The sequence below is a fragment of the Thermococcus thioreducens genome, assembly GCF_002214545.1.
In the GTDB taxonomy this organism is placed as follows: Archaea; Methanobacteriota_B; Thermococci; order Thermococcales; family Thermococcaceae; genus Thermococcus; species Thermococcus thioreducens.
The window spans coordinates 1,499,676-1,519,696 of sequence record NZ_CP015105.1; the positions used below are offsets into that span (position 1 = coordinate 1,499,676).

Annotated in this window: 22 protein-coding genes; 10 read left to right on the top strand and 12 right to left on the bottom strand. The window is 52.0% G+C overall.

What is annotated here, in order from left to right; translation table 11 throughout:
• Nucleotides 1–59: 59 nt before the first annotated feature.
• On the bottom strand, nucleotides 60–389 hold the full coding sequence (locus A3L14_RS08215; RefSeq protein ID WP_055429560.1) for a hypothetical protein: 330 nt from the start codon (nucleotides 387–389) through the stop codon (nucleotides 60–62).
• Nucleotides 386–1,207, bottom strand: a complete 822-nt coding sequence (locus A3L14_RS08220) for a cysteine synthase family protein (protein WP_055429561.1) — start codon at nucleotides 1,205–1,207, stop codon at nucleotides 386–388. Before A3L14_RS08220 ends, A3L14_RS08215 begins: the two co-directional genes overlap by 4 nt.
• A gap of 304 nt (nucleotides 1,208–1,511) precedes the next feature.
• Between A3L14_RS08220 and A3L14_RS08225 the strand changes: the two genes are divergently transcribed.
• A complete protein-coding gene (locus A3L14_RS08225) occupies nucleotides 1,512–2,927 on the top strand; it encodes a hypothetical protein (protein ID WP_055429562.1) in 1,416 nt (471 codons plus the stop codon).
• Nucleotides 2,928–3,206: 279 nt separating this feature from the next.
• Nucleotides 3,207–3,839: a hypothetical protein gene (locus A3L14_RS08230; RefSeq protein WP_143597769.1), complete on the top strand. Its 633-nt coding sequence runs from the start codon at nucleotides 3,207–3,209 to the stop codon at nucleotides 3,837–3,839.
• Nucleotides 3,840–3,844: 5 nt separating this feature from the next.
• Here the strand turns inward: A3L14_RS08230 and A3L14_RS08235 are convergent, their stop codons facing one another.
• The 5 genes from A3L14_RS08235 to A3L14_RS08255 are packed head-to-tail and all read right to left on the bottom strand — an operon-like array spanning nucleotide 3,845 to nucleotide 7,165.
• Nucleotides 3,845–4,435, bottom strand: a complete 591-nt coding sequence (locus A3L14_RS08235; protein ID WP_055429564.1) for an adenine nucleotide alpha hydrolase family protein — start codon at nucleotides 4,433–4,435, stop codon at nucleotides 3,845–3,847.
• 42 nt (nucleotides 4,436–4,477) lie between these two features.
• Nucleotides 4,478–5,032, bottom strand: a complete 555-nt coding sequence (locus A3L14_RS08240) for a DUF998 domain-containing protein (protein ID WP_074631148.1) — start codon at nucleotides 5,030–5,032, stop codon at nucleotides 4,478–4,480.
• A gap of 9 nt (nucleotides 5,033–5,041) precedes the next feature.
• Nucleotides 5,042–6,184 carry a tRNA uracil 4-sulfurtransferase ThiI gene (gene thiI, locus A3L14_RS08245; RefSeq protein WP_055429565.1) on the bottom strand — a complete coding sequence of 381 codons (1,143 nt, stop codon included), beginning with the start codon at nucleotides 6,182–6,184 and terminating at the stop codon, nucleotides 5,042–5,044.
• A 4-nt stretch (nucleotides 6,185–6,188) separates the two neighbouring features.
• Nucleotides 6,189–6,515, bottom strand: coding sequence for a hypothetical protein (locus A3L14_RS08250; RefSeq protein ID WP_055429566.1), 327 nt, complete (start codon nucleotides 6,513–6,515; stop codon nucleotides 6,189–6,191).
• 41 nt (nucleotides 6,516–6,556) lie between these two features.
• Nucleotides 6,557–7,165, bottom strand: a complete 609-nt coding sequence (locus A3L14_RS08255) for a nitroreductase family protein (protein WP_055429567.1) — start codon at nucleotides 7,163–7,165, stop codon at nucleotides 6,557–6,559.
• A gap of 94 nt (nucleotides 7,166–7,259) precedes the next feature.
• Between A3L14_RS08255 and A3L14_RS08260 the strand changes: the two genes are divergently transcribed.
• Nucleotides 7,260–7,973: a maleate cis-trans isomerase family protein gene (locus A3L14_RS08260; RefSeq protein ID WP_055429568.1), complete on the top strand. Its 714-nt coding sequence runs from the start codon at nucleotides 7,260–7,262 to the stop codon at nucleotides 7,971–7,973.
• 88 nt (nucleotides 7,974–8,061) lie between these two features.
• Nucleotides 8,062–9,441: an ADP-specific phosphofructokinase gene (pfkC, locus tag A3L14_RS08265; protein WP_074631146.1), complete on the top strand. Its 1,380-nt coding sequence runs from the start codon at nucleotides 8,062–8,064 to the stop codon at nucleotides 9,439–9,441.
• A gap of 28 nt (nucleotides 9,442–9,469) precedes the next feature.
• Here the strand turns inward: pfkC and xerA are convergent, their stop codons facing one another.
• The 3 genes from xerA to sfsA all read right to left on the bottom strand — a co-directional run bounded on the left by xerA (nucleotide 9,470) and on the right by sfsA (nucleotide 12,028).
• On the bottom strand, nucleotides 9,470–10,312 hold the full coding sequence (gene xerA / locus A3L14_RS08270) for a site-specific tyrosine recombinase/integron integrase (RefSeq protein ID WP_055429569.1): 843 nt from the start codon (nucleotides 10,310–10,312) through the stop codon (nucleotides 9,470–9,472).
• A 1-nt stretch (nucleotide 10,313) separates the two neighbouring features.
• Nucleotides 10,314–11,213: a toprim domain-containing protein gene (locus A3L14_RS08275; RefSeq protein WP_055429570.1), complete on the bottom strand. Its 900-nt coding sequence runs from the start codon at nucleotides 11,211–11,213 to the stop codon at nucleotides 10,314–10,316.
• Between the two features lie 107 nt (nucleotides 11,214–11,320).
• Entirely contained in the window at nucleotides 11,321–12,028 is a 708-nt protein-coding gene (sfsA, locus tag A3L14_RS08280; RefSeq protein WP_055429571.1) for a DNA/RNA nuclease SfsA, read from the bottom strand.
• Nucleotides 12,029–12,126: 98 nt separating this feature from the next.
• Between sfsA and A3L14_RS08285 the strand changes: the two genes are divergently transcribed.
• The 3 genes from A3L14_RS08285 (at nucleotide 12,127) to A3L14_RS08295 (ending at nucleotide 15,359) form a co-directional block, all read left to right on the top strand.
• The gene (locus A3L14_RS08285; protein WP_055429572.1) at nucleotides 12,127–13,482 is read left to right on the top strand and encodes an ATP-binding protein; all 1,356 of its coding nucleotides are present in this window, start codon (nucleotides 12,127–12,129) and stop codon (nucleotides 13,480–13,482) included.
• 51 nt (nucleotides 13,483–13,533) lie between these two features.
• Nucleotides 13,534–14,580 (top strand): M42 family metallopeptidase, encoded by a 1,047-nt coding sequence (locus tag A3L14_RS08290; protein WP_055429573.1) that lies wholly within the window; start codon nucleotides 13,534–13,536, stop codon nucleotides 14,578–14,580.
• Between the two features lie 77 nt (nucleotides 14,581–14,657).
• Complete coding sequence (locus tag A3L14_RS08295) at nucleotides 14,658–15,359, top strand: hypothetical protein (RefSeq protein WP_055429574.1); 702 nt, start codon at nucleotides 14,658–14,660, stop codon at nucleotides 15,357–15,359.
• Here A3L14_RS08295 and A3L14_RS08300 read toward each other — a convergent pair.
• The gene (locus A3L14_RS08300) at nucleotides 15,343–15,693 is read right to left on the bottom strand and encodes a hypothetical protein (RefSeq protein ID WP_232473313.1); all 351 of its coding nucleotides are present in this window, start codon (nucleotides 15,691–15,693) and stop codon (nucleotides 15,343–15,345) included. The two genes, A3L14_RS08295 and A3L14_RS08300, sit on opposite strands and share 17 nt — an antisense overlap.
• A 40-nt stretch (nucleotides 15,694–15,733) precedes the next feature.
• On the opposite strand from A3L14_RS08300, the gene A3L14_RS08305 reads away from it, so the two are divergent.
• Nucleotides 15,734–17,653 carry a helicase C-terminal domain-containing protein gene (locus A3L14_RS08305; protein ID WP_055429576.1) on the top strand — a complete coding sequence of 640 codons (1,920 nt, stop codon included), beginning with the start codon at nucleotides 15,734–15,736 and terminating at the stop codon, nucleotides 17,651–17,653.
• A gap of 209 nt (nucleotides 17,654–17,862) precedes the next feature.
• On the opposite strand, the gene A3L14_RS08310 is transcribed toward A3L14_RS08305, so the two are convergent.
• Entirely contained in the window at nucleotides 17,863–18,351 is a 489-nt protein-coding gene (locus A3L14_RS08310) for a hypothetical protein (protein ID WP_055429577.1), read from the bottom strand.
• 172 nt (nucleotides 18,352–18,523) lie between these two features.
• Here A3L14_RS08310 and A3L14_RS08315 point away from each other — a divergent pair, with 172 nt between their 5' ends.
• Together A3L14_RS08315 and A3L14_RS08320 are read left to right on the top strand one after the other, a co-directional pair.
• Complete coding sequence (locus A3L14_RS08315) at nucleotides 18,524–18,703, top strand: hypothetical protein (RefSeq protein ID WP_055429578.1); 180 nt, start codon at nucleotides 18,524–18,526, stop codon at nucleotides 18,701–18,703.
• A 41-nt stretch (nucleotides 18,704–18,744) separates the two neighbouring features.
• Nucleotides 18,745–19,968 carry a PH domain-containing protein gene (locus tag A3L14_RS08320; protein ID WP_055429579.1) on the top strand — a complete coding sequence of 408 codons (1,224 nt, stop codon included), beginning with the start codon at nucleotides 18,745–18,747 and terminating at the stop codon, nucleotides 19,966–19,968.
• Nucleotides 19,969–20,021 lie beyond the last annotated feature (53 nt).

The window sequence follows — 20,021 nt, forward strand, 5'->3', positions numbered from 1 at the left end:
TTGATATCCGTCCTTAAAACCGTTCCGTTGGCCAAAATAACCGTAAACGTATACTCGGATTAACCTCCCTCTATTTCGCCCTCTTCCTCCTTCACAACGGCCTTGATGTAGCCCAGAATATCGTGGATTATGAAGAAGCTTATGGCCACCTCAACGAAGGCCATCAGGTTGCCCGCTATGAGAAAGAGCAGGGAGAAGAAAAAGGTTACCGCGGCGTATATCAGGGCAACTTTAATGGCGGTCTTGTTTTCAATTCCAACGCCGTAGGCAAGACCCATGTTGAATATCACGAAAGTCAGGTAAACGGGGGAGCTCAGAAAGTAAGCGTAGTAGAGGAGCAGAAAGCCGCTGAGAAATAGGAGAGAGGAAGCAACCCTAAGCCGTCTCATACCATCCCCAGGTAGCTTTCAAAGACCTCCACGTATTTAAACCCATCGTCCGGGAAGATTAGGACATAGGTGCCATCTCCAAACTCCTCAGAGACCTTCTCATAGGCCTTTACAACTGCCCCCGAGCTCAGACCTATGAGGAGGCCGTCGCCTCTGGCGACGCGGATAGCTCCTTCGATGGCCTCCTCCCTCGTTACCTCCACGACCCTGTCCACCTCAACTTGGAAGTACCACTTGGGCCTCGTCTCAAGGCGCTTGATCCCGGGAATCTTCTCGCCTTTCGCAGGGACGACGCCGACTACCTTGGTGTCGTAGCGCTCCTTGAAGTAGCTCGCTATGCCTGCTATGTGTCCCGAAGTTCCGATGCCGGCTATTATGACGTCGGGGGTTTTTCCTATGCCCTTCAGCTGCTCGTCTATCTCCCCGGCGGTGAAGCGGTAGTGGGCGTCGAAGTTGTCGTCGTTCTCGAACTGGTTCAGGTTCACGGCTCCTGCCTTTCTGGCCTCCTCCTGGACGTAGCGAACCATAGAGGGGTCTATTGTCTCAAACTCTGTCATGACGACTTCAGCACCGAGAACCTTCAGGAGAACCTGCGTCGCTTTGGGTGTTGGCTTCGGCAGGTATGCCCTGAACTCGATGCCAAAAACGTTGCTCAAAGCCGCCAGAGAAATCCCGACGTTGCCGGAGGTTGCCTCAAAAAGTCTTTTCGTGCCGTTGATGTCCCCGCGCTCAAGGGCCTTCATAAGCATGTTAAAAACAGCCCTGTCCTTTATGCTCCTGCTGAAGGGGTTAAAGAACTCCAGCTTGGCAAAATACATCCCCCCTCTCGGCTGAGAGCCTGACCAGGGGGGTCGGCTTGTACTTCTCGTAAAGCTCCAGCGTGCTGTTAAACACGTTCATTTGCAATCACCGGGTTGGGCTCGGTGGAAGACCTTAAAAGCTTTCCGTAAACGAACAGTTGTGGACAGGATTGGGTAATCAATCCCCATTTTAAATGCTTTGGACATAACTCCAACAGTTGTATATTATTCAACTCCAGTTTTTAATACTAGCATTTCGAGGACAAAAGTGTTATATACTACTTTTGATAATTGTTGTTGAGAACTTCTTTGGGGGGGGCGGATGCGAAAGTGGGTAACAATGCTCCTCCTTGGGCTTCTCCTCCTGAGCGGCTTTCAGACCGTCCAGGCGGAAGCAACACAAACCACCAACCGAGACCAGTCAACCTGTCAGGACTGCTCCTGCATCAACGTTAACGTCCTTCTAAATAATCTCACGGCAAACATCACAAACCTGACTCACACCGTTGGACAGAAGAAATTGGAACTCGAAACCCTCTATGAGGAATGGAGCGCCGCCAAAAACACAAGCGTTCTCTTTGAAATCGTGAAGCTAAAAGATGAGATCAGACTCCTCACCAACGAGCTGAAGTACCTCGAACGCCAAAAGCTCAGCCTCCAGCTAGTCCAGAACTACACCCTGCAAACACCTTATGGGAGAAAGGTTCTCTATTATAAACTGCCTTCCGAGGGTACCATCGTCCAAGAGCACATTAAAAAAGTTCACCCGGTGAGGACTGAGGTTGACTTGGAGTGGTTCATAGCCTACTACCGGCAGGCGGCAGAGCTGACGTTTACCGAGGTGGTTCAAACGGACATGCGGATGAGAGAACTGCTTAAGAAAGTCAAAGCCGGGAACTACACTGAAGAGACCCTTAGGGAGATCTTCACCCTGCTGGACAGGAGGGAAAAACTCTGGAGTGAGATATACATGTTTGCGGAAGAGAAAGAAAAACTGCAAACCCTGCAAGCACTCAAAGAAACCGGACGAAAGCAGACGCTGATAGCAAGTGCCACCGGGATAGAACCACTGGCAATAAACTTTGGCGGAATAAACACAGGAGTTCCTTGCTCATCATGCCCGAGTCCTTTACCACCATTACCAGGTGTTGGCGATCCGAAATACGCAAGTAATGCTCCTCTAGTCAGGTATACATATTTCTCCCCAGTAACTGTTTGGGTTGGTATTTACCTAAGCACAACCCCAGATGTAGACAATTTCTGGGGGCAATATTGTACATATGAATTCCCACAGACTTCTACTGACGTAAAGAAATATTGGGATAGAGCAGTAGAATTAACGGCACCCTATCTTGGGCAGTATTTCTATGAACGCGGGTCTATTCAGGTTAAGCTTTTTTATGAAGGGCAGGCATATAATTTAGTATCATACCAAGAAAGCAATTTAATTTGGCAATTTGATTGCAACAAAACTGGATGCTGGGTCATTAATTATAGACTAAAACTGTTGCATAATCCGAGTGCCTCTTATTTCAATAAGTACTACAAACTATATGTGAACACGGCATGGTTAGCATGTTGTAAGAATGGAGATGTTGGGAGTACTTGCAAATGGGCAAATAGACACTGTGGAGGATGCTTTGCACAAGATGCTGCAGCTACTCAGAATTTCGTCATATGTACAAAGGAGGAATATGGTGATCAGTGTGGGTGGGATTGGATAACAAAGTTCTCTTAAAGAGGTGAAAAAATGGCTTGGAAAAAATATCTAAGCTTTTTGTCCTTTTTAGTTATTACCACTCTGTTTATTTATTATTTAGGTAGCCGTATCCCCGTGGAGGAGAAAAGTGTTCCCGAACCAATAGTGATTCAGGAAAACAATAGTCCCAACATCAAGGAGACCCCTATGACGGATAATGGAAGCACCTCCACATTCCCTAGAGAAGAGAGCATCGAAAATCAGACGGACAAGTCACCAGAAGAAAGGATGAACATCACCCTTAAAGGGTGCCCAGTTGTGAAACGGGCAGGTTACGAGAATGGGTCGAACCTGTACGTCGGTTTCAAGATAGTCCACAACGGCACGGTACTGGCCACTTTCAACCTGCAGGGAGTCGAAGGAAGGTATCAGTGCTTCCATGAGGGAATACTCCTCTACGCATACTACCCCGGTGACCCCAATGGCCAGACCTCCATGATCTTCCTGGGCTACAACCTGAGCGAAAAATGGAGAAAAACTTTCGATGGATTGACGGTTCCCATTTATCTCAAAGATCTGGATCTCTTTCTCTTAAAACGCGGAAGCGACGGGTGGTGCGCCCAGGGATGCCTCTACGGCCTAGACATCGAGAGCGGGAACACCACATTCAAGTTCTGTCTTGACTGCACCGAGATTCTCGACGTTAAGATTCTGGAAGACAGGGTCTATCTGACGGCCTCCGATGGGTACCTGTACCTGCTGAAAGGAAACGAGACAAAGAGGGCATTCGTCAAGTATATCCGCGGAGACGTGCCTGGAAAGAGCATGAAGATCATCGTTAAAGAGGATCACGTTGCCGTTGCTTACTTCTTCTACGAGGCCTCAGGCAGTACGAAATACGGGATGTGCATCTTCACGCCCGAACTCGAAAAGATATCCTGCGATGGGTGACAGCTTCAGAACACACCCTCTTTCACGAGCCTTCCCTTTATCCTCTCGAACTCTCCGAGCGAACCCCTCACCACAGGACGCCTCAGCACAAAGGGGCACGGCTCCTCGGGCTCGATGCTTATTTCAAACGTCCCTATCTCCTTCGCTATACTAACTATCTCCTCCTTGTCCCTGCCTATGAGGGGCCTGAGGATTGGCAGATCGCTCGCGGTGCTTATGATGAGCAGGTTGTCGAGGGTTTGACTTGCCACCTGGCCGAGGCTGTCGCCGGTGATTATCGCCTTTGCTCCGATTTCATGCCCTATCTTACAGGCTTTCCTCACCATCGTCCACTTGCAGAAGAGGCACGTCCACTTGGCCTTTCCAATCTCGGCCAGCTTCGAGAAAACCGGCGCCTGCTCCTCGTAGGAATCAACTATAACCGGCTCGTTCAGCCTTCCGTACCTTCCAAGAACCTCCCAGAGCTCAAAAACCTTGGACTCCTTTTTGGGGCTCTGCCTGAAGTGAACCGGTGTTATTTCAAAGCCCCTTCTGAGCATAAGGTATATCGCCACCGGCGAGTCAATGCCAGAGCTGAGCAACGCAACTGCCTTCATGGTCGGAAGAAATGAAGAAGGATATATGAAGCTTTCCTCAACTCAGAGTTTGAAACCTCGGAGCTGGATCAGACCGGTGTAGACGAACCACGCCAGTATCGTGGCGGCTCCAACCAGCTCCGGAATCGCGAGCCCCTTGAAGACCCTCGCCTTAACAAGGTAGAGCATCAGGGCAAAGGTGATGACCGCCAGAACGCTCCAGGCATAGCCGGCAGATGTTCCAGAACGGCCGAGTTTTATTCCGACGATGGCTATGTCCGTCAGCGCGAGGACGTAGAAAAAGACAGCCGCCGGGGCGTGGGGCGCGTACTCCTCTGGGAAAACTCCCACGAGGAACAGGAAAACCATCGCGAGCGGCATCAGGTAGCTCAGGCCGTTTCTCAGGGCTCCGATGGCGGCTATGAAACCGAGAACCGCGAAGATCATCAGAAAGCCGTTGAAGTAGTAGTTCACTGGATTCCGTATCGAGCCCATGTCGCTCAGTGCGTTTCCAGTGAAAGAGAACCAGGGGTTCTGGCTGATGACGATGATCAGACCTACGATGAAGATGGCCGGAAGTGAGAGGCTGATATATGCGGACAGTTTCGTGAACTCCATAAGACCACCTCAGCACTGCCTTTTCCGGGGTTCCTCCCCAAAGACCTCCCTGTAAATCTTCCTGAACTCCTCCCAGGAGCCCCTTATTACCGGATGCTTTGGGATGAAGGGTATCTCGTCCTCCGGCAGGGTTGATAGCTCGAAGGTTCCGATTTTCTTGGCCATGCTCACGATTTCTTCCTTGTCAAGCCCAACGAGCGGACGGTAAATCGGTAAATCGGTCGCCTGGCTGACTATGTACATGTTCTCAAGGGTCTGGCTGGCGACTTGGCCGAGAGAGTCTCCCATGACTATTCCCTTTGCCCCAAACTCCCTCGCAATCCTGTCAGCGTTCCTCACCATCATGTACTTGCAGAAGACGCAGGTGTACTTCTCCTTCTTCATCTCGCGCAGCTTCTCGATGATTCTCTCGCGCTCCTTGGGCTTGACCACTATCAGCTCGCCCTTTCCGCCGTAGCCGTACTTCTTCAGCTGGGCCCAGATCTTCCTGACCTTTTCGAGGGTCTTCTCGCCCATGTAGATGTGGACGGGAATAACCTCAACGCCGCGCTTCATCATGAGGAAGGCGGCAACCGGCGAGTCTATGCCGCCGCTTAGCAAAGCCACCACCTTTCCCTGCGTCCCTATCGGCAGACCTCCCCAGGCGCGGATTTTATCAACGAAGACGTAAGCTTTGCCCTCCATCAGCTCAACGCCGATCTCGATGTCGTACTCGTGCAGGTCAACTTCACTCTCCTCGTTCTCAAGGATGTATTCCCCGACCTTCGCCTGAACCTCGGGGCTCTTAAGGGGGAACTCCTTGGTGATTCTCCTCGCGGTGACCCTGAAGCGCGGCCTCTCAAGGCCCAGCTTACGCTTCTTCCTCCTGAAGAGCTTGAGGGCGGTTTTGTTTATTTTCTCCATTTCGGCATCGACTTCCATTGCTGGCGAGAGGGAGACTATCCCGAAGACCCTCGTGAGGACTTCAACGGCTTCATTTGCCTTGTTAGTCCTGACGATGATCCTTCCATGCTTCGCCTCGACCTTCTTGAACCCGATCCCCTCGCTAACCAGAGCCTCACGGATGTTGTTCATGAGGATGTTCTCGAACCATCTGCGAGTTTGCCTCGACTTCGTCCCTATCTCGCCGTATCTGACTATCACGACGTTCATGCTCTCACCCCAGCGCATGCGGGAACTTGATGACTATCTCCACGTACTTCTGTATGACAACGTAGAGAACCACGGATATCAGGTAGGACGAGAGAAGTATGAGCTCGTTCATCTCGAATATGTGGGCCGCTATGGCCTTGGCCCTCGGCGTGGCGTCCACTATGGCGCGCATATACTTTCTCTTGAGCCAGTGGTTTGTCTGAATAGCCGCGACCAGAAGGAGAACCCCGACCAGGCCCCACATCTTGCCCAAAGCGAGCATCAGGAACAGCGTTGAGGCAACTATTATCCAGCCACCGATGACGCCCAGCAGTATCACGAACTCTATCATCCTCCCACCGGTTGAAGTTGAGGGGGAGGGAATAAAAACGTTTAGATGAACTTGCTGACCTCTTCGAAGGCCTTTTTCCTCTTCCTGGGTTTGGGCTCCCCACGCGGATAGCCTACGGGGATAACCCCAACTAAGTAGTAGTTCCCATCGAGTCCAGCCAGCTCTCTGACTTCCTCCTCTATCCCCGGGAAATTAGTAACGCCTATGTAAACCGTCCCGAGGCCGAGCTCAACGGCCTTGAGCATAAGGTTCTGGATGGCCATCGCAGCGCTCTCGACGCTCCATATGAACTCCAGCTCGTCGAACTCCTTCCCCTGGAGGAACCTAACGCGCCGGTCAATGAAGACGGCTATGTATACAGGGGCCCTGAACATTCCCTCCCTGTATATTCTCTCCCTGAGCTTCTCTATCTTCTCTTCGGGCAGATTCACGGCGCGGTAGTAGGCCTCCATGCCCTTTGCTATAAGGGTGTAAATCCTTTCTCTGGCTTCTTCGCTCTTAAAAACGACAAAGAGCCAGTTCTCCAGTCCGCTCGCAGTCGGGGCCCTCACCGCCGCCTCGATAAGTGCCCTGACCTGCTCCTCCGGAACCTCCCTCTCCGAAAAGTATCTGACCGAGGTTCTCCCGAATATCGCATCCCCGAGCTCCACGTTATCACCCCTGAATCTTTCTCCCAGCCATTAATCAGCCTTTCCGAAACCAAAGGTTTAAGAGAATTCGGGAGTAAACCCAAGAGGTGAAAGCATGTACGGATGGAGAGGCAGACTTGGACTTATAGTTCCCTCATCCAATACCACGATGGAAATAGAGCTTCATTTGGCCCTTCCGGAGGGAGTCTCGCTCCACACCGCGAGGGTTCCGCTTAGGAACGTCACCGAGGAGGAGCTCGTAAAGATGAACACCCTCTCCGTCGAGGCGGCCAGACTTCTGCGCGATGCTGGCGTTGAGATGATACTCTACGGCTGCACCAGCGGGTCGTTCATCGGGGGGAAGGATTACGAGAAGGAACTCGAATCCCGGATAGAGGAAGAGGTAAACGTCCCAGTCGTCAGCACCAGCACAGCTGTGGTAGAGGCCCTCAAGATGCTCGACGCCAGGGATATACTGGTTATAACCCCCTACACCGACGAGATAAATGAACGTGAAAAGGAGTTCCTGGAGGCGAACGAGTTCAACGTCCTCGACATAAGGGGGCTGGGAATAGAGGACAACACCCAGATTGGAAAACTCGAACCCTACGAGGCATATCGCCTCGCCAAGGCGAGCTTCATGGACGAGGCCGACGCTGTGTTCATCAGCTGTACCAACCTGAGGACATTCGAGATAATCGAGCCACTCGAAGAAGACCTCGGCATCCCCGTTGTTACAAGCAATCAAGCATCACTGTGGTTGGCCCTGCGCGAGATGGACATTATGGAACGAATCCCTTGGCTTGGGAGACTTTTCGCTGAGTTCTGAGCCTTTAACATTTTCTTGCCAACCTTTCCGAAATCCTTTTAAGAATTCACCCGCATTTTCTACAAGTTAGTCACTGAGGGTGATACAAATGGGGCTCCTCGATGAGGCTAGGGGGATTTCAGTATACACCGCCTACAACACGAACGTAGACGCGATAACCTTTCTGAACGGGGAGATAGTGCAGAGACTCATAAAGGAGTTCGGGGCCGGAGCTGTCAGAAAACGGATGGACGACTACCCGAGGGAGATAAACGAGCCCCTGGACTTTGTCGCGAGGCTGGTTCATGCCCTCAAGACTGGCAAGCCCATGGCGGTGCCCCTCGTCAACGAGGAGCTCCACACATGGTTCGATTCCCACTTCAAATACGACGTTGAGAGAATGGGCGGCCAGGCAGGAATCATAGCCAACTTACTCGCGAACCTTGATTTCAGGCGGGTGATAGTCTACACCCCCCACCTTGCCAAAAAGCAGGCCGAGATGTTCGTGGAGGGGCCCAACCTCTTCTACCCCCTCATCGAGGACGGCAGGTTAACCTTCAAACATCCCCGCGAGGCTTACCGTGAGAACGACCCGATAAAGGTGAACCGCATCTTTGAGTTCCGCGCTGGAACGACGTTCAAGCTCGGGGACGAGACGATAAGGGTTCCCTTCTCGGGCAGGTTCATCGTCTCAGCGAGGTTTGAGAGCATAAGGATTTACACCGAACCCGAGCTGAAGCGGTTCTTACCCGAGATCGGCCTCCAGGTTGATGGGGCCATTCTCTCAGGCTACCAGGGGATAAAGCTCCGCTATTCTGACGGAAAAGACGCCAATCACTACTTGCGGGAGGCCAAAAAGGACATACTCCTGCTCAAGCGCGAGAAGGACGTCAGGGTTCACCTGGAGTTCGCTTCAATACAGAACCGCGAGCTCAGGAAGAAGGTCATCTACAACCTCTTCCCGCTCGTTGACAGCGTGGGAATGGACGAGGCGGAGATAGCCCACGTCCTCAACGCCCTCGGCTACTCCAAGCTCGCGGAGAGGATATTCACCTACAACCGCATAGAGGACACCGTCCTGGGCGGCAAAATCCTCGTTGACGAGATGAACCTAGAGGTGCTCCAGATTCACACGATTTACTACATCATGTACATCACACACTCGGACAACCCGCTGAGCGAGGACGAGCTGAGGAGCAGTCTTGAGCTCGCAACGACCCTCGCCGCGGCGAGGGCTTCCCTCGGGGACATAAAGAGCCCGGAAGATGTAAAAGTCGGCATGAAGGTTCCGTACAACGAGTACGGCGAGTTCGTGAAGCTCCGTTTCGAAGAGGCGAAGAGGCGCTTGAGAACCAGGGAGTACAAGATAGTCATAATACCAACGAGGCTCGTCAAAAACCCCGTCTCGACGGTCGGCCTCGGCGATACCATCTCCGCAGGGGCCTTCACGAGCTACCTGGCGATGCTGAGGAAGAAGGGCGCGTTGTGATTTTCCTCCTTATTCTCATTAAACCGGACTATTTCATCAGCCCCTCTATCAGCCTCGCCTTCTCCTGGGCCTTCCTGAGGTGCTCGACGGTGACTTTGGTGTAAATCTGCGTCGTTGAGAGGTTCGAGTGGCCGAGCAGTTCCTGGATGGCCCTTATGTCGACGCCGTTTTCGAGCATGTGAGTCGCGAAGCTGTGGCGGAGCATGTGGGGCGTGACCTTGACCCCGGCCTTCTGCCCGTATCTTCTGAGGAGATACCAGACAGTCTTGGGTGATATCCTGTCCTTTTCCCTGCGCCCTTCCTCAACGATAAGGTACTCGCTGGAGTCTGTCCTCATCTCAAGGTAGGACTTTATCGCTTCCATCAGAAAGCCTGGAACCGGAACAACCCTGTCCTTTGCACCCTTACCCCCGCGGACGATTATGAGAGAGCGCTCAAAGTCCACATCACTTTTTTTCAGGTTGCACAGCTCGCTTACCCTAAGGCCAGCACCGTAGAGCAGGAGAAATATCAGCCTGTCGCGCCTTCTCGTCGGGGGTATCACGGAGAGCAGCTTTCTGACTTCCTCGCGGGTTAGGGCCTTCGGCAGACTCCTGGGGACCTTTGGGGGCTTAAGCTTCTCGGCCTCCTCTTCAGCCCCCTCAAAACGGAAGTAGGAGCGAAGTGCCTGAACGACCAGGTTCAAGCTCCTGTTGGAGTAGCCCTCCTTTCTAAGCCTCGCGAGAAAGCGGAGGGCGGAACGGGAGTTGAGCTCTCCGCCCCACTCAAGGTATCTGCGCACATAGTAGGAGTACATCCTAATCGTGTTCGGGCTCTTTCCTTCTAGGTCAAGGTACGTCTCATATTCATCCAGGGTCTCATTGAGGTCCATATCACAGCCCCTTCAGGAGTCCCTCGATGTCGTCGGGCTTTACCTCGGCGTTCTCAACGACTTCCGGCCCGCTCCGGGATTCGGGCTCCGGGGGCTTCGGCGGTTCTTCGGCCGGAGGCCTGGGCGGTTTGGGGGGCTCCTCTTTTATTGTCATGCTGAGGTAAACCGTCCTGAGCAGTTCGTCCACGAGAGCCCTGTCCTCGGCGAAGATGTAGCCCTGTCCGACTATCACTCTGCCCGCCAGGCCGAGCTTCTCGACGGCCTTTCCGATGTACGCCTCGTCCGGAACCGGCTCCGCCGGGAAGAGCGACTTCCAAGCCTCGTCAATGCGGTATATGTTCTTGGAGCTCTCAAGGAGTGCCTTAAGCCCCTCGTTCTCCTCTTTGAGTTTTTCGTTTTCTTCTTTCAGCTTCGCGTAGGCCTTCGCGACCGCCTCGTACTCCTCCTTGAGTTTTCTGTACTCCTCACCAAGGCCGTCATAGCGGCCCTTGAGGTCGAGGAGCTGGTTCCTGAGCGCCATGTACTCAGGGAGTATTTGAAGGCTCTTGAGGCCGGCGCGGACGAGGGTGTTCTTGAGCTCCTTCCTGACGAGCTCAACGTCAACGTGCTCCAGATCGTGGCCGAGGGGGAGCTTCATCCTTTCAACGTGGCCGACCATCTCCCCCAGTTCGCTGAAGAGCCTCTCCGCCAGGTCTCTACCAACTCTGTCCGCGTCAGTCGCTATGATGAGAAGGTCCGCCCCGGCAGCTGCGCTCTTAGCTATCTCGACGTTCGTTGTCGGGATTATGGAGGAGATCGTTATGTTGTATTCGCTCCCCAAAGCGAGGCCCTGAAGGGCTTTGCTTACGACCTCCACATCGCTCGCCCCCTCAACCAGAATTCTAACATCGACTATGGCCATTCGCACCACCTAATTCTCTCTCCAGCTCGGGGTTTAAAACGCTTCCGCGTTGGAGAAACTCAGTGGGCATAAAACCGCATCCGATACAAGATGCAGAGCGTCAGGGGTTAAAGCTCAATCTCAAGGCTGGGCCTATCTAGGACGACCTTCCCGTCAGGAAGGAGGAACAGACTGAGCGCGTGGATTTCGACTCCCGCTCCTCTGGCCTCCTTCAAAAGCCTCACTATCTCGGGGTCGCCCCTTTCGTAAGGCCTAAATTTCTCAACGCCTGGTAAGGCACCTACAAAGAAAATCATCGCCCTTTCCCCGTTTTTTGATAGCTCTATCAGCTCTCTAATGTGCCTCTGCCCTCTCAGCGATGGACAGTCCGGGTACATTGCGTACTCACCTTTCTCTCCTCCCCTAAGAACGGCGCTCTTCATCTCAGCGTAGATTTCTCCCGAGGGGCATTCAAAGAGATAATCGAGGCGCGAGTTGCCGACCGTGATTTCCTTCCGTTTTATCCTGCACCCCCTGAGCCAGGGGATTAGGTTAAGCTCCAAAGCCCTCTCGAAGGCTTTAGCTTGAGTTCTTGTGTCTATTATCGCCCCTTTCCCTCCCAAGTCCTCGAAGGCAATAAGGATAAAATCGGTCTTTCCACCGCTCTTAGGGATGCAGAAGACCCTACTCCCGGGAATCATGAACTCCTCTAATCTACCTGTGTTGGTTACCAAAGCCCTCCTAACATTTCCGTCAACTTCAACCAGAGCCACGAAGCGGTTGAGCCTTTTAAGGAAGGTGCAGGGAACTACGTTGAGCTTGAGCAGAGCCTGCATGGTCTAATCTCGGGACACAGGGATATAAGCTTTTGGAACCCAAAAAACTCTCGAAAACTTTATATCCTGTTACAGGATAATCCAGTTGGTGGATATAAATGAGGTTTTACAACAGAGAGCGCGAGATGGAATCCCTCCGGAAGGCACTCGAACTGTCCCGCTCCCGGCTCGTGGTGGTGACCATAACCGGACGCCGGCGCGTTGGCAAGACAAGGCTGGTGAGGGAGTTTTTTGAAAGGGAGGGCGTTGATTATCTTGACTTCTTTATCCCAGTCAAAAGCGAAAAGCTCATCTTAGAGGACTTTTCCAGGGAGATTAGGATAAAGCTAGGGTACTCCCCTAGGTTCGGAACCTTCTCGGAGATGTTTGAATACCTGGAGGTAGCCAACGTCGGAACAATTTTCTTTGACGAGTTCCAGAACGTTCTCCGGGTAAATCCAGCTATAGTCTTTGACCTTCAGCGTTTTATAGATAGAAATCGGGATAAGCCGCTCCTCATAATACTGTCAGGTTCATATCTTGGGATGATGCGGAAACTGCTTATGTCCAGGAAGGCCCCCCTCTACGGCAGAAGCACTATCTTCATAGGGCTACAGCCTCTGCGTCCAAAATGGGTTTTCACGATGCTCGATGACCTTGGAATCAATGAGCCCACCCAGCAGGTTGAGTTTTACGGTATTTTCGGTGGGATTCCCAAATATTACGAACTCATGGAAGTGTTCGAGGCTGATAACCCGCTGGACTTCATTACAGATGCGATTAAGTACTCCACAATCCTCTCGGCAGAGGGAGAAGGACTTCTCATGGACGAGTTTGGTAAGGCGTACAGAACCTACTTCTCCATCCTTGATGCGATAGCCTCCGGGAAAAACAGGCTCGTTGAGATTGCCAACGCCGTCGGGATGAAACCTGGAAGCATAACAAAGTACCTCGAAGCATTAGAGGATTACTATGGGATAATAACCCGTGAAAGGCCCCTCCTCGGTGGCAGACGTTCGAGGTATGTAATCAGCGACTATTTCCTGAACTTCTGGTTCAGCATGATAGAACCCAACCGCAGGCACATTGAAGCCGGGGATTTTGAGACCCTTAGAAAGAACCTCAGGAGGAAGTTTCCAGAGTTCTTTGGAAGGGTCTTTGAGAGGGTGATGCTTGACCTACTTCACGACCTAAACGGGAAGCTCATTACCTTCGATAACATTGGGCCCCAGTGGGGGAGAAACTACGAGGTAGACCTGGTTGCGGTTAATAGGGAAGAGAACACCGCCACATTTATAGAGGCGAAGTGGAAGACCAACGTCGATGGTCCAAGAGAAATCGGCAGGCTTATTGCAAAGGCCCGGAACGTCCCGTGGGGTGGGGAAAAGCGCTACCTTCTCATAGCGAGGGACTTCCGGAAGGAGTGTGCTGACTGTATCACGATTGGTGAAGTTCTGGAGCACCTAAAACCTTAAATATCCAGGCCATGACCATTTAGATGGAAATCTAAATGGAAGGTGATGAAGATGGTGGACTACGAGCTTCTCAAGATGATAGTTGAAGCCCCCGGAGTTTCTGGCTACGAGTTCCTTGGGGTTAGGGACGTTGTTGTGGAAGCCTTCAAGCCCTACGTTGACGAGATTAAGGTTGACAAGCTCGGCAACGTCATAGCCCACAAAAAAGGAAATGGCCCAAAGGTCATGCTGGCGGCACACATGGATCAGATAGGCCTCATGGTGACCCACATCGAGAAGAATGGCTTTTTGAGAGTTGCGCCCGTTGGAGGCGTTGACCCGAGGACGCTTATAGCCCAGAGGTTTAAAGTCTGGATAGGCCCGAACGAGTTTATTTACGGTGTCGGTGGCTCCGTTCCGCCCCACATCCAGAAGCCGGAGCAGAGGAACAAGGCCCCCACCTGGGAGCAGGTGTTCATCGACATAGGCGCGGAGAGCAGGGAAGAGGCAGAGGAGATGGGCGTTAAGGTCGGCACGATAATAACGTGGGACGGCCGCTTAGAGCGCCTTGGGAAGCACAGGCTCGTCAGCATAGCCTTCGACGACAGGATAGCCGTTTACACCCTCGTCAAGGCCGCCCAGGAGCTTGGAGAGACCGATGCCGACATATACTTCGTTGCCACCGTGCAGGAAGAGGTCGGCCTTCGCGGAGCTAGGGTTTCCGCCTTCGGTATAGACCCGGACTACGGCTTCGCCATCGACGTTACCATTGCCGCTGACGTTCCGGGAACGCCCGAGCACAAGCAGGTCACCCAGCTCGGCAAGGGAACCGCGATAAAGATAATGGACCGCTCCGTCATCTGCCACCCGACCATCGTCCGCTGGATGGAGGAGCTCGCTAAGAAGCACGAGATTCCGTACCAGTGGGACATCCTCCTCGGTGGAGGAACCGATGCGGGAGCGATACACCTGAACAAGGCAGGCGTTCCGACGGGAGCCATAAGCGTTCCAGCGCGCTACATCCATTCCAACGCCGAGGTGGTTGACGAGCGCGATGTCGACGCCGGCGTCAAGCTGATGGTCAAGGTTCTTGAGGAGATACCGGAGTTCAAGCTCTGATTCTCCCCTTTTCTTCCGCCAAATTTAAAAACCAGTTCGAGTATTCCAGGAGGGACGAGTGCACAAGGGTGCCCCTCATGGAATCAGAAGTGACAGAGGTGCCTTTCTCCGCCCAATGGGAGTCAGTGGTAGCGATTGCCGGGGATCCCGAGGAGCTGTTTCCATCGTTTCCATACAGGGTTAGACTTGTGAAGGAGGGCAACAGAACCATCGTTAGCCTGTCCGTCAGAAGGTTCCTTATGAAGTTCGATTTTGAGGGAGTCCTTGAGTTCACCTTCGGCGAGCCCTTCGTGACCTACGTCATGAAGGGAAGAAAGGGCCTCCTCATACTGTCATTCGCAGCTGAGGAGGGTGCTCTTCTGGCCAGGGCGTCAGCTGATATAGCCGGCGAGCGGCGGTTGAGGAGAAAGCTGCGGTTCCTCGCCACGGAATCGGGCAAGACTCTAGCCAGGATGGCCGAGAGCTATGAACTCGTGGCCCCTAAGATCATAGGTTCTCCCGCGGATTTCGTTGTTCAGAACTTTGACCCGTCCCTTCTGCCCCACATAATCAGGTACGTGAGACTGAAACTTGGGAAGCCATCATTCGCGCTTGTGGGCAGCAACGGGGGAGAAAGGTTTTCGGTAACGATAAGGGACAACGTCGTTGAGAGGGTCGAGCACGAGGGGCCTACAGGAAGCGCTATAATAGAGGTAGGAAAGGGTGTTCTGGACGTTACGGAGGATGATTTTCTTGGCATTGACGCCACGGGGAGGTATGAAATCAGGATTTTCCGGTAACGGGCTCGACCCCTTCCCCCTCCTGCTTTTCCTCAGAGGGTTCTCCGGGGTTTGTGTTCTCACCCTTCAAAGCAACAGGTAGGATGGACTTGAGGGGAACTTCACCCTTCCGTTCAAGCTCCTTCTCAAACCGCCTCCACTCGTACCAGAAGAACAGTGCCCCAGCAATAATCCCAAATACTGCAAACGGCAATTTTGGCGGCAGTGGCAGCCCGCGGTGCCATGTGTGAAGCAGGAAGTTCTGATAAAGGAACAGGTACACAAGCCAGGCTATTATAACCGCCTCCACGGAGTACTCAATGAGTCTCTGATCCTTCTCGTCCACACTGCTCACCGGGGGAAAAGTTAAAAGCGAGCCGTTAAAACTCTTTCCCATGAGTGAGACCGGAACGCCAGAATACTTTCCCTACGAAGAACTTAGACCGCATCAGCGGGAGTTCATAGAGCTCGTCTCAGAGGCCGTTAAAAACGGAGAAAACGCTATAATCGAAGCCCCTACCGGCTTTGGAAAGACTGTGAGCGTTTTAGCCGGAATCCTGCCTTACGCCAAGGAGATGGGCTACAAGGTTCTCTATCTAGCCAGAACCCACAGGCAGATGGACAGAGTCATTGAGGAGCTGAAGGCGATAAACAAGAAGAACCCCGTCTCTGGAGTCGAGCTGAGGAGCAGGAAGGACCTCTGCCTTCACACATACCTCACCCAGTTCACGAGCGACGCCTACACCGCCATGGTCGTCTGCAAGAACCTCAAGAAGCTCGGCAAATGTGAGTTCTACGAGAACGAGAAGAAGAAAAAGACGGAGTTCGACGAGCTGGTGAAGTTCTTCCTGAGCGAGCCGAGTCACCCGGCCGAGATTCTGAGCTACGCGGAAACCTTAGAGCTGTGCCCCTACGATCTGACCAAGAGGATAGCGGAGAGGGCAGACGTCATAGTGGCCAGCTACCTCTACCTCCTCAGCCCAACCATTCGGGAGAACTTCATAAGCTCCCTCGACGTTGACTACTCAGACCTGATAGTGGTTTTTGATGAGGCCCACAACCTGCCTGACCAAGCCATCTCAGCCTTGAGCGACCGGATAAGCATACATACGGTAAACAGGGCGATAAAAGAGGCCGACGAGTACAACGAGCACGAGATAGCCAACTTCCTCAGCATTTTCGGCCGCGGATTGGAGATGCTCTACGACGAGAAGCTCAAGGACAGGGACGTGCATGAAACCCCCATCCAGCCGGAGCTGGTCTTCGCGCACGTCGTTGATATCCTGAGCCTCGACACCCGTGGCCTCGTCAGGATTCTCAACGACATGGTCGCCGTTGGCGACGCCATAAGGGAGGACAGGATAGAGAAGGGCAAGCCGCCGCGCTCTTACATCGGCAGGATAGGCGAGTTCCTCCTCTTCTGGATCTCGCTCATTGGACGGGAGGACTACCTATTCCTCATGAGCAGGGACAAAGGGCTGAGCCTTGAGCTGGTTGCTTTAGATCCATCGAAAGCCCTGGGCTTCATCAGAAACGTCCAGAGTGCGGTTTTCATGTCCGGAACCCTCACCCCGATGGAGGCGTTCCGCGACGTCATGGGAATCGAAAACGCCCGAATGAAGAAGTTCCCGAGGATGGTAAAGAGAGAGAACGCACAGGTTTTAGTGGCTAAAGACGTATCGACGAGGGGTGATGAGCGCTCGCTCCAGGTTTACAGGCGCATGGTGGACTACATCGTCGAGGCGGCCAGACTCATACCGAAGAACGTCGGAGTCTTCACTGCTTCCTACGAGGTTCTCCAGGGCCTTCTCTCAGCGAACCTTCAAGTCAGGCTTGAGGAAACGGGAAAGGCGATATTCATTGAGAAGCAGGGCGCCAGCTCAGCAGAGAACGATGCGATGATAGCGAGCTTCAAGGCCCACGCCAGGGGGAAGGGAGCGGTGCTCCTCGGAGTCATGGGTGGAAGAAACAGCGAGGGGCAGGACTACAGCGGCGATGAGATGAACGGTGTGATCCTCGTTGGAATACCCTATGCGAGGCCGACGCCGAGGGTTCAGGCCCAGATAAGGTACTTCGAGGGGAAATTCCCCGGAAAGGGCCGATACTACGGCTATTACCTGCCGGCCCACAGGAAGCTGGTTCAAGCTGCCGGAAGGGTTCACCGCTCAGCCGAGGAAAAGGGGTCAATCATAGTCCTCGACTACCGCCTCCTCTGGAGCTCGATAAAGAAGGACCTGCCGGACTGGATGAAGGAATCTTTAAGGCCGGTTGATTTACCAAGGATGAGGCTGTATTTGAGGAGGTTCTGGGGTTAGGATGACTTCATTTTTGGAAATCTCACCCTGCTCATATCTTTATTGCCCTAATAAAATTAGAATCCTGACTGGAATTCAAGAGTTCTCACGAAAAGATTAAAAACTTTGAAGTTGAGGGAATCATGAAGACCAAGCCCTTTGAGTGGTGGCCCCGGTAGACCCTCATGAAGCCGGGGATGCACCGTGAGAAGGGCTTATGATTGCCCCCTTTATAATATCCCCTTTCTGCGGAGCGCTTTTTTAAGGGCCCTCAGGTTAGGAGTTTGCTCGTAAATCTCACGGCTGATATATGCGATGTTGTCAGTCAAAAGAACAATGTGACGGAACTCCCACCTTTTCTTGGCGATACTCTCTCTGAAAACGTTTTTCCTGCTTTGATATTCTCGCAACTTTTTTGATAGCACGACGTCATCGATTATCAAAACCCTTGCATCGCGTTCAAACTTGGCCATTTGCTCATACAGATCGTCAAAATAAGGAGTTACCTCTACGTAGTCCAACAGAGATTTAATGGACGCAAACCTCTGAGGAAACTTTGAGACATAATTTCTTTTCTCCTGCTTTTTAAGCTCGGATATGTGTCTAAGCCAGCCAGATTTTCTCCTAAGTTCCCCGAGGTTTTCGTATTTTATAACCACCAGGGCATAGATCGTTCTTTTCTCTTTGCTCCTGTCCACTGAAACTATCAGCGTTTTCATTCAACCACCAGTCCCATTATCGATGGGTTTCTTTGGGTTTCTGAGAGTTCTTTATGGCTTACAGTTGTAAACCTCGTCCTTTTTACTTTTTGCCCTCAAGTTGGAGCCCTTGTCCTCACGACAAGCGAAACCCCTAAATACTTCCACGCCGTACTAAGCCGGGTGGTGTCCGTTGCAGGCCAACGTCAACCTCGATGTTCTTTTGGAGAAGATGATGGCGGAGCTGGAGAAGGCGAAAAAATTCAGGGCACTCAAACCCGATAATGTCATTGAGAACTGCATAGACAGCGCTCGTAAGGCCGCTGAGGAGAGAGACTCTGGGAACGTATTAGCTGGAAAAACAAAGAGATAAGTGAACTTGAGGATCATGAAGAAAAACTCAACATATTCTTAATGTCCTATGTCAGTGGGGTAGGTCTTGCTGCTTTATTCTTTTTTACTGGTGATGAAGGAAGTATAATTACATTCCTTTCTTTCGTTTTCTTAGGGTTCGCAGTTACTCTCGGCCTGCTGTTTTTCATAGTTGGTATTGTCGATTTAAACGCTACAAAAAAGAAGATCAAAGAGGCAAGGAAGGAAAAAGAAGAGCTTAAGAAGAAAGCTAATATGCCAATTGACAAGTTCGCAAAGGAGTATTTCAGCAAAGAGCTACCAATGGAAAGATGCAGAAAAATAATCAGAGAGTACTCCCAAAAAAACAATGCGGACTGGAGAATACTCTCAACCATTCATCCACAACTTGAACAAGCATTGGTGGCACTTTCAGAAGGAAACTTTATGAAAGCAGGGGACAAATTCAGAGAAGCCAGCGATGCTCTCAATGTCATGATGGAGATGTATAAACCCCTAACCACAGATTACAGAATTCAAGAAATTCTTTCCTTTGAGAAAACAGAGGTACCCTGCGTTGTCAAGACTTTTCCCGATAAAATCCCCATTGGAATCATCACCCTAACTTTCGCGTCAAATGTGTGCCACGTCCTCCACTATGGAGACATGGACGAAGCAAGGAACCAGCTGGAAAAAGCCAAAGAACGTCTAAAAATAATGAGAGAAGAAAAGCGAGACTACACCTGTGGTGACCTTAAATTTTTCCAGTACCTCTTCGAGTTCCACTACTTCCTTCTCAAGGCAGTTGTTGAGGTCTACGAAGCTGAAGTTGGAGCAGTTGCAAAGCTGAGGGAGAAGCAGGCAGAGCGTCTCGCAGAGGCCAAACCCGTTGAGGTCCCAGCTCACGTTGAGAAAATCGCTGTCTCAACCGAGGAACCCGAGAAAGAACTTTACAGGGGAGAAGTCCGCTTCACAATGGGGACTCTGGGTCAAGAACGCGTTGGAACCCTTGTCATCACAAACAAGAGACTTAAGCTCACCGGGAAGTACAGGCTGAGGGGCATGGTCGCGACAGTTGCTATTAAGGCTGCCCTAAGAGCGGCAGGAATCGGAGAAGTGCACGAGGACATTCCTCTGAAGGACATTAAATGGCTTGAACTCAAAAGAACATTCCTCGGTAGTTACTATCTTGAGTTCAAGGCAAGGGACAAGAAGTACACTATTTACACCGACGCGGCACAGCACATATACAACCTCCTGAGACAGTACGGCGCCGAGGCGCTCTGAGCTTCTTATTCTCCTTCCAGACAATGCCTTAACCAAGTTTTTCTTTCAAACTG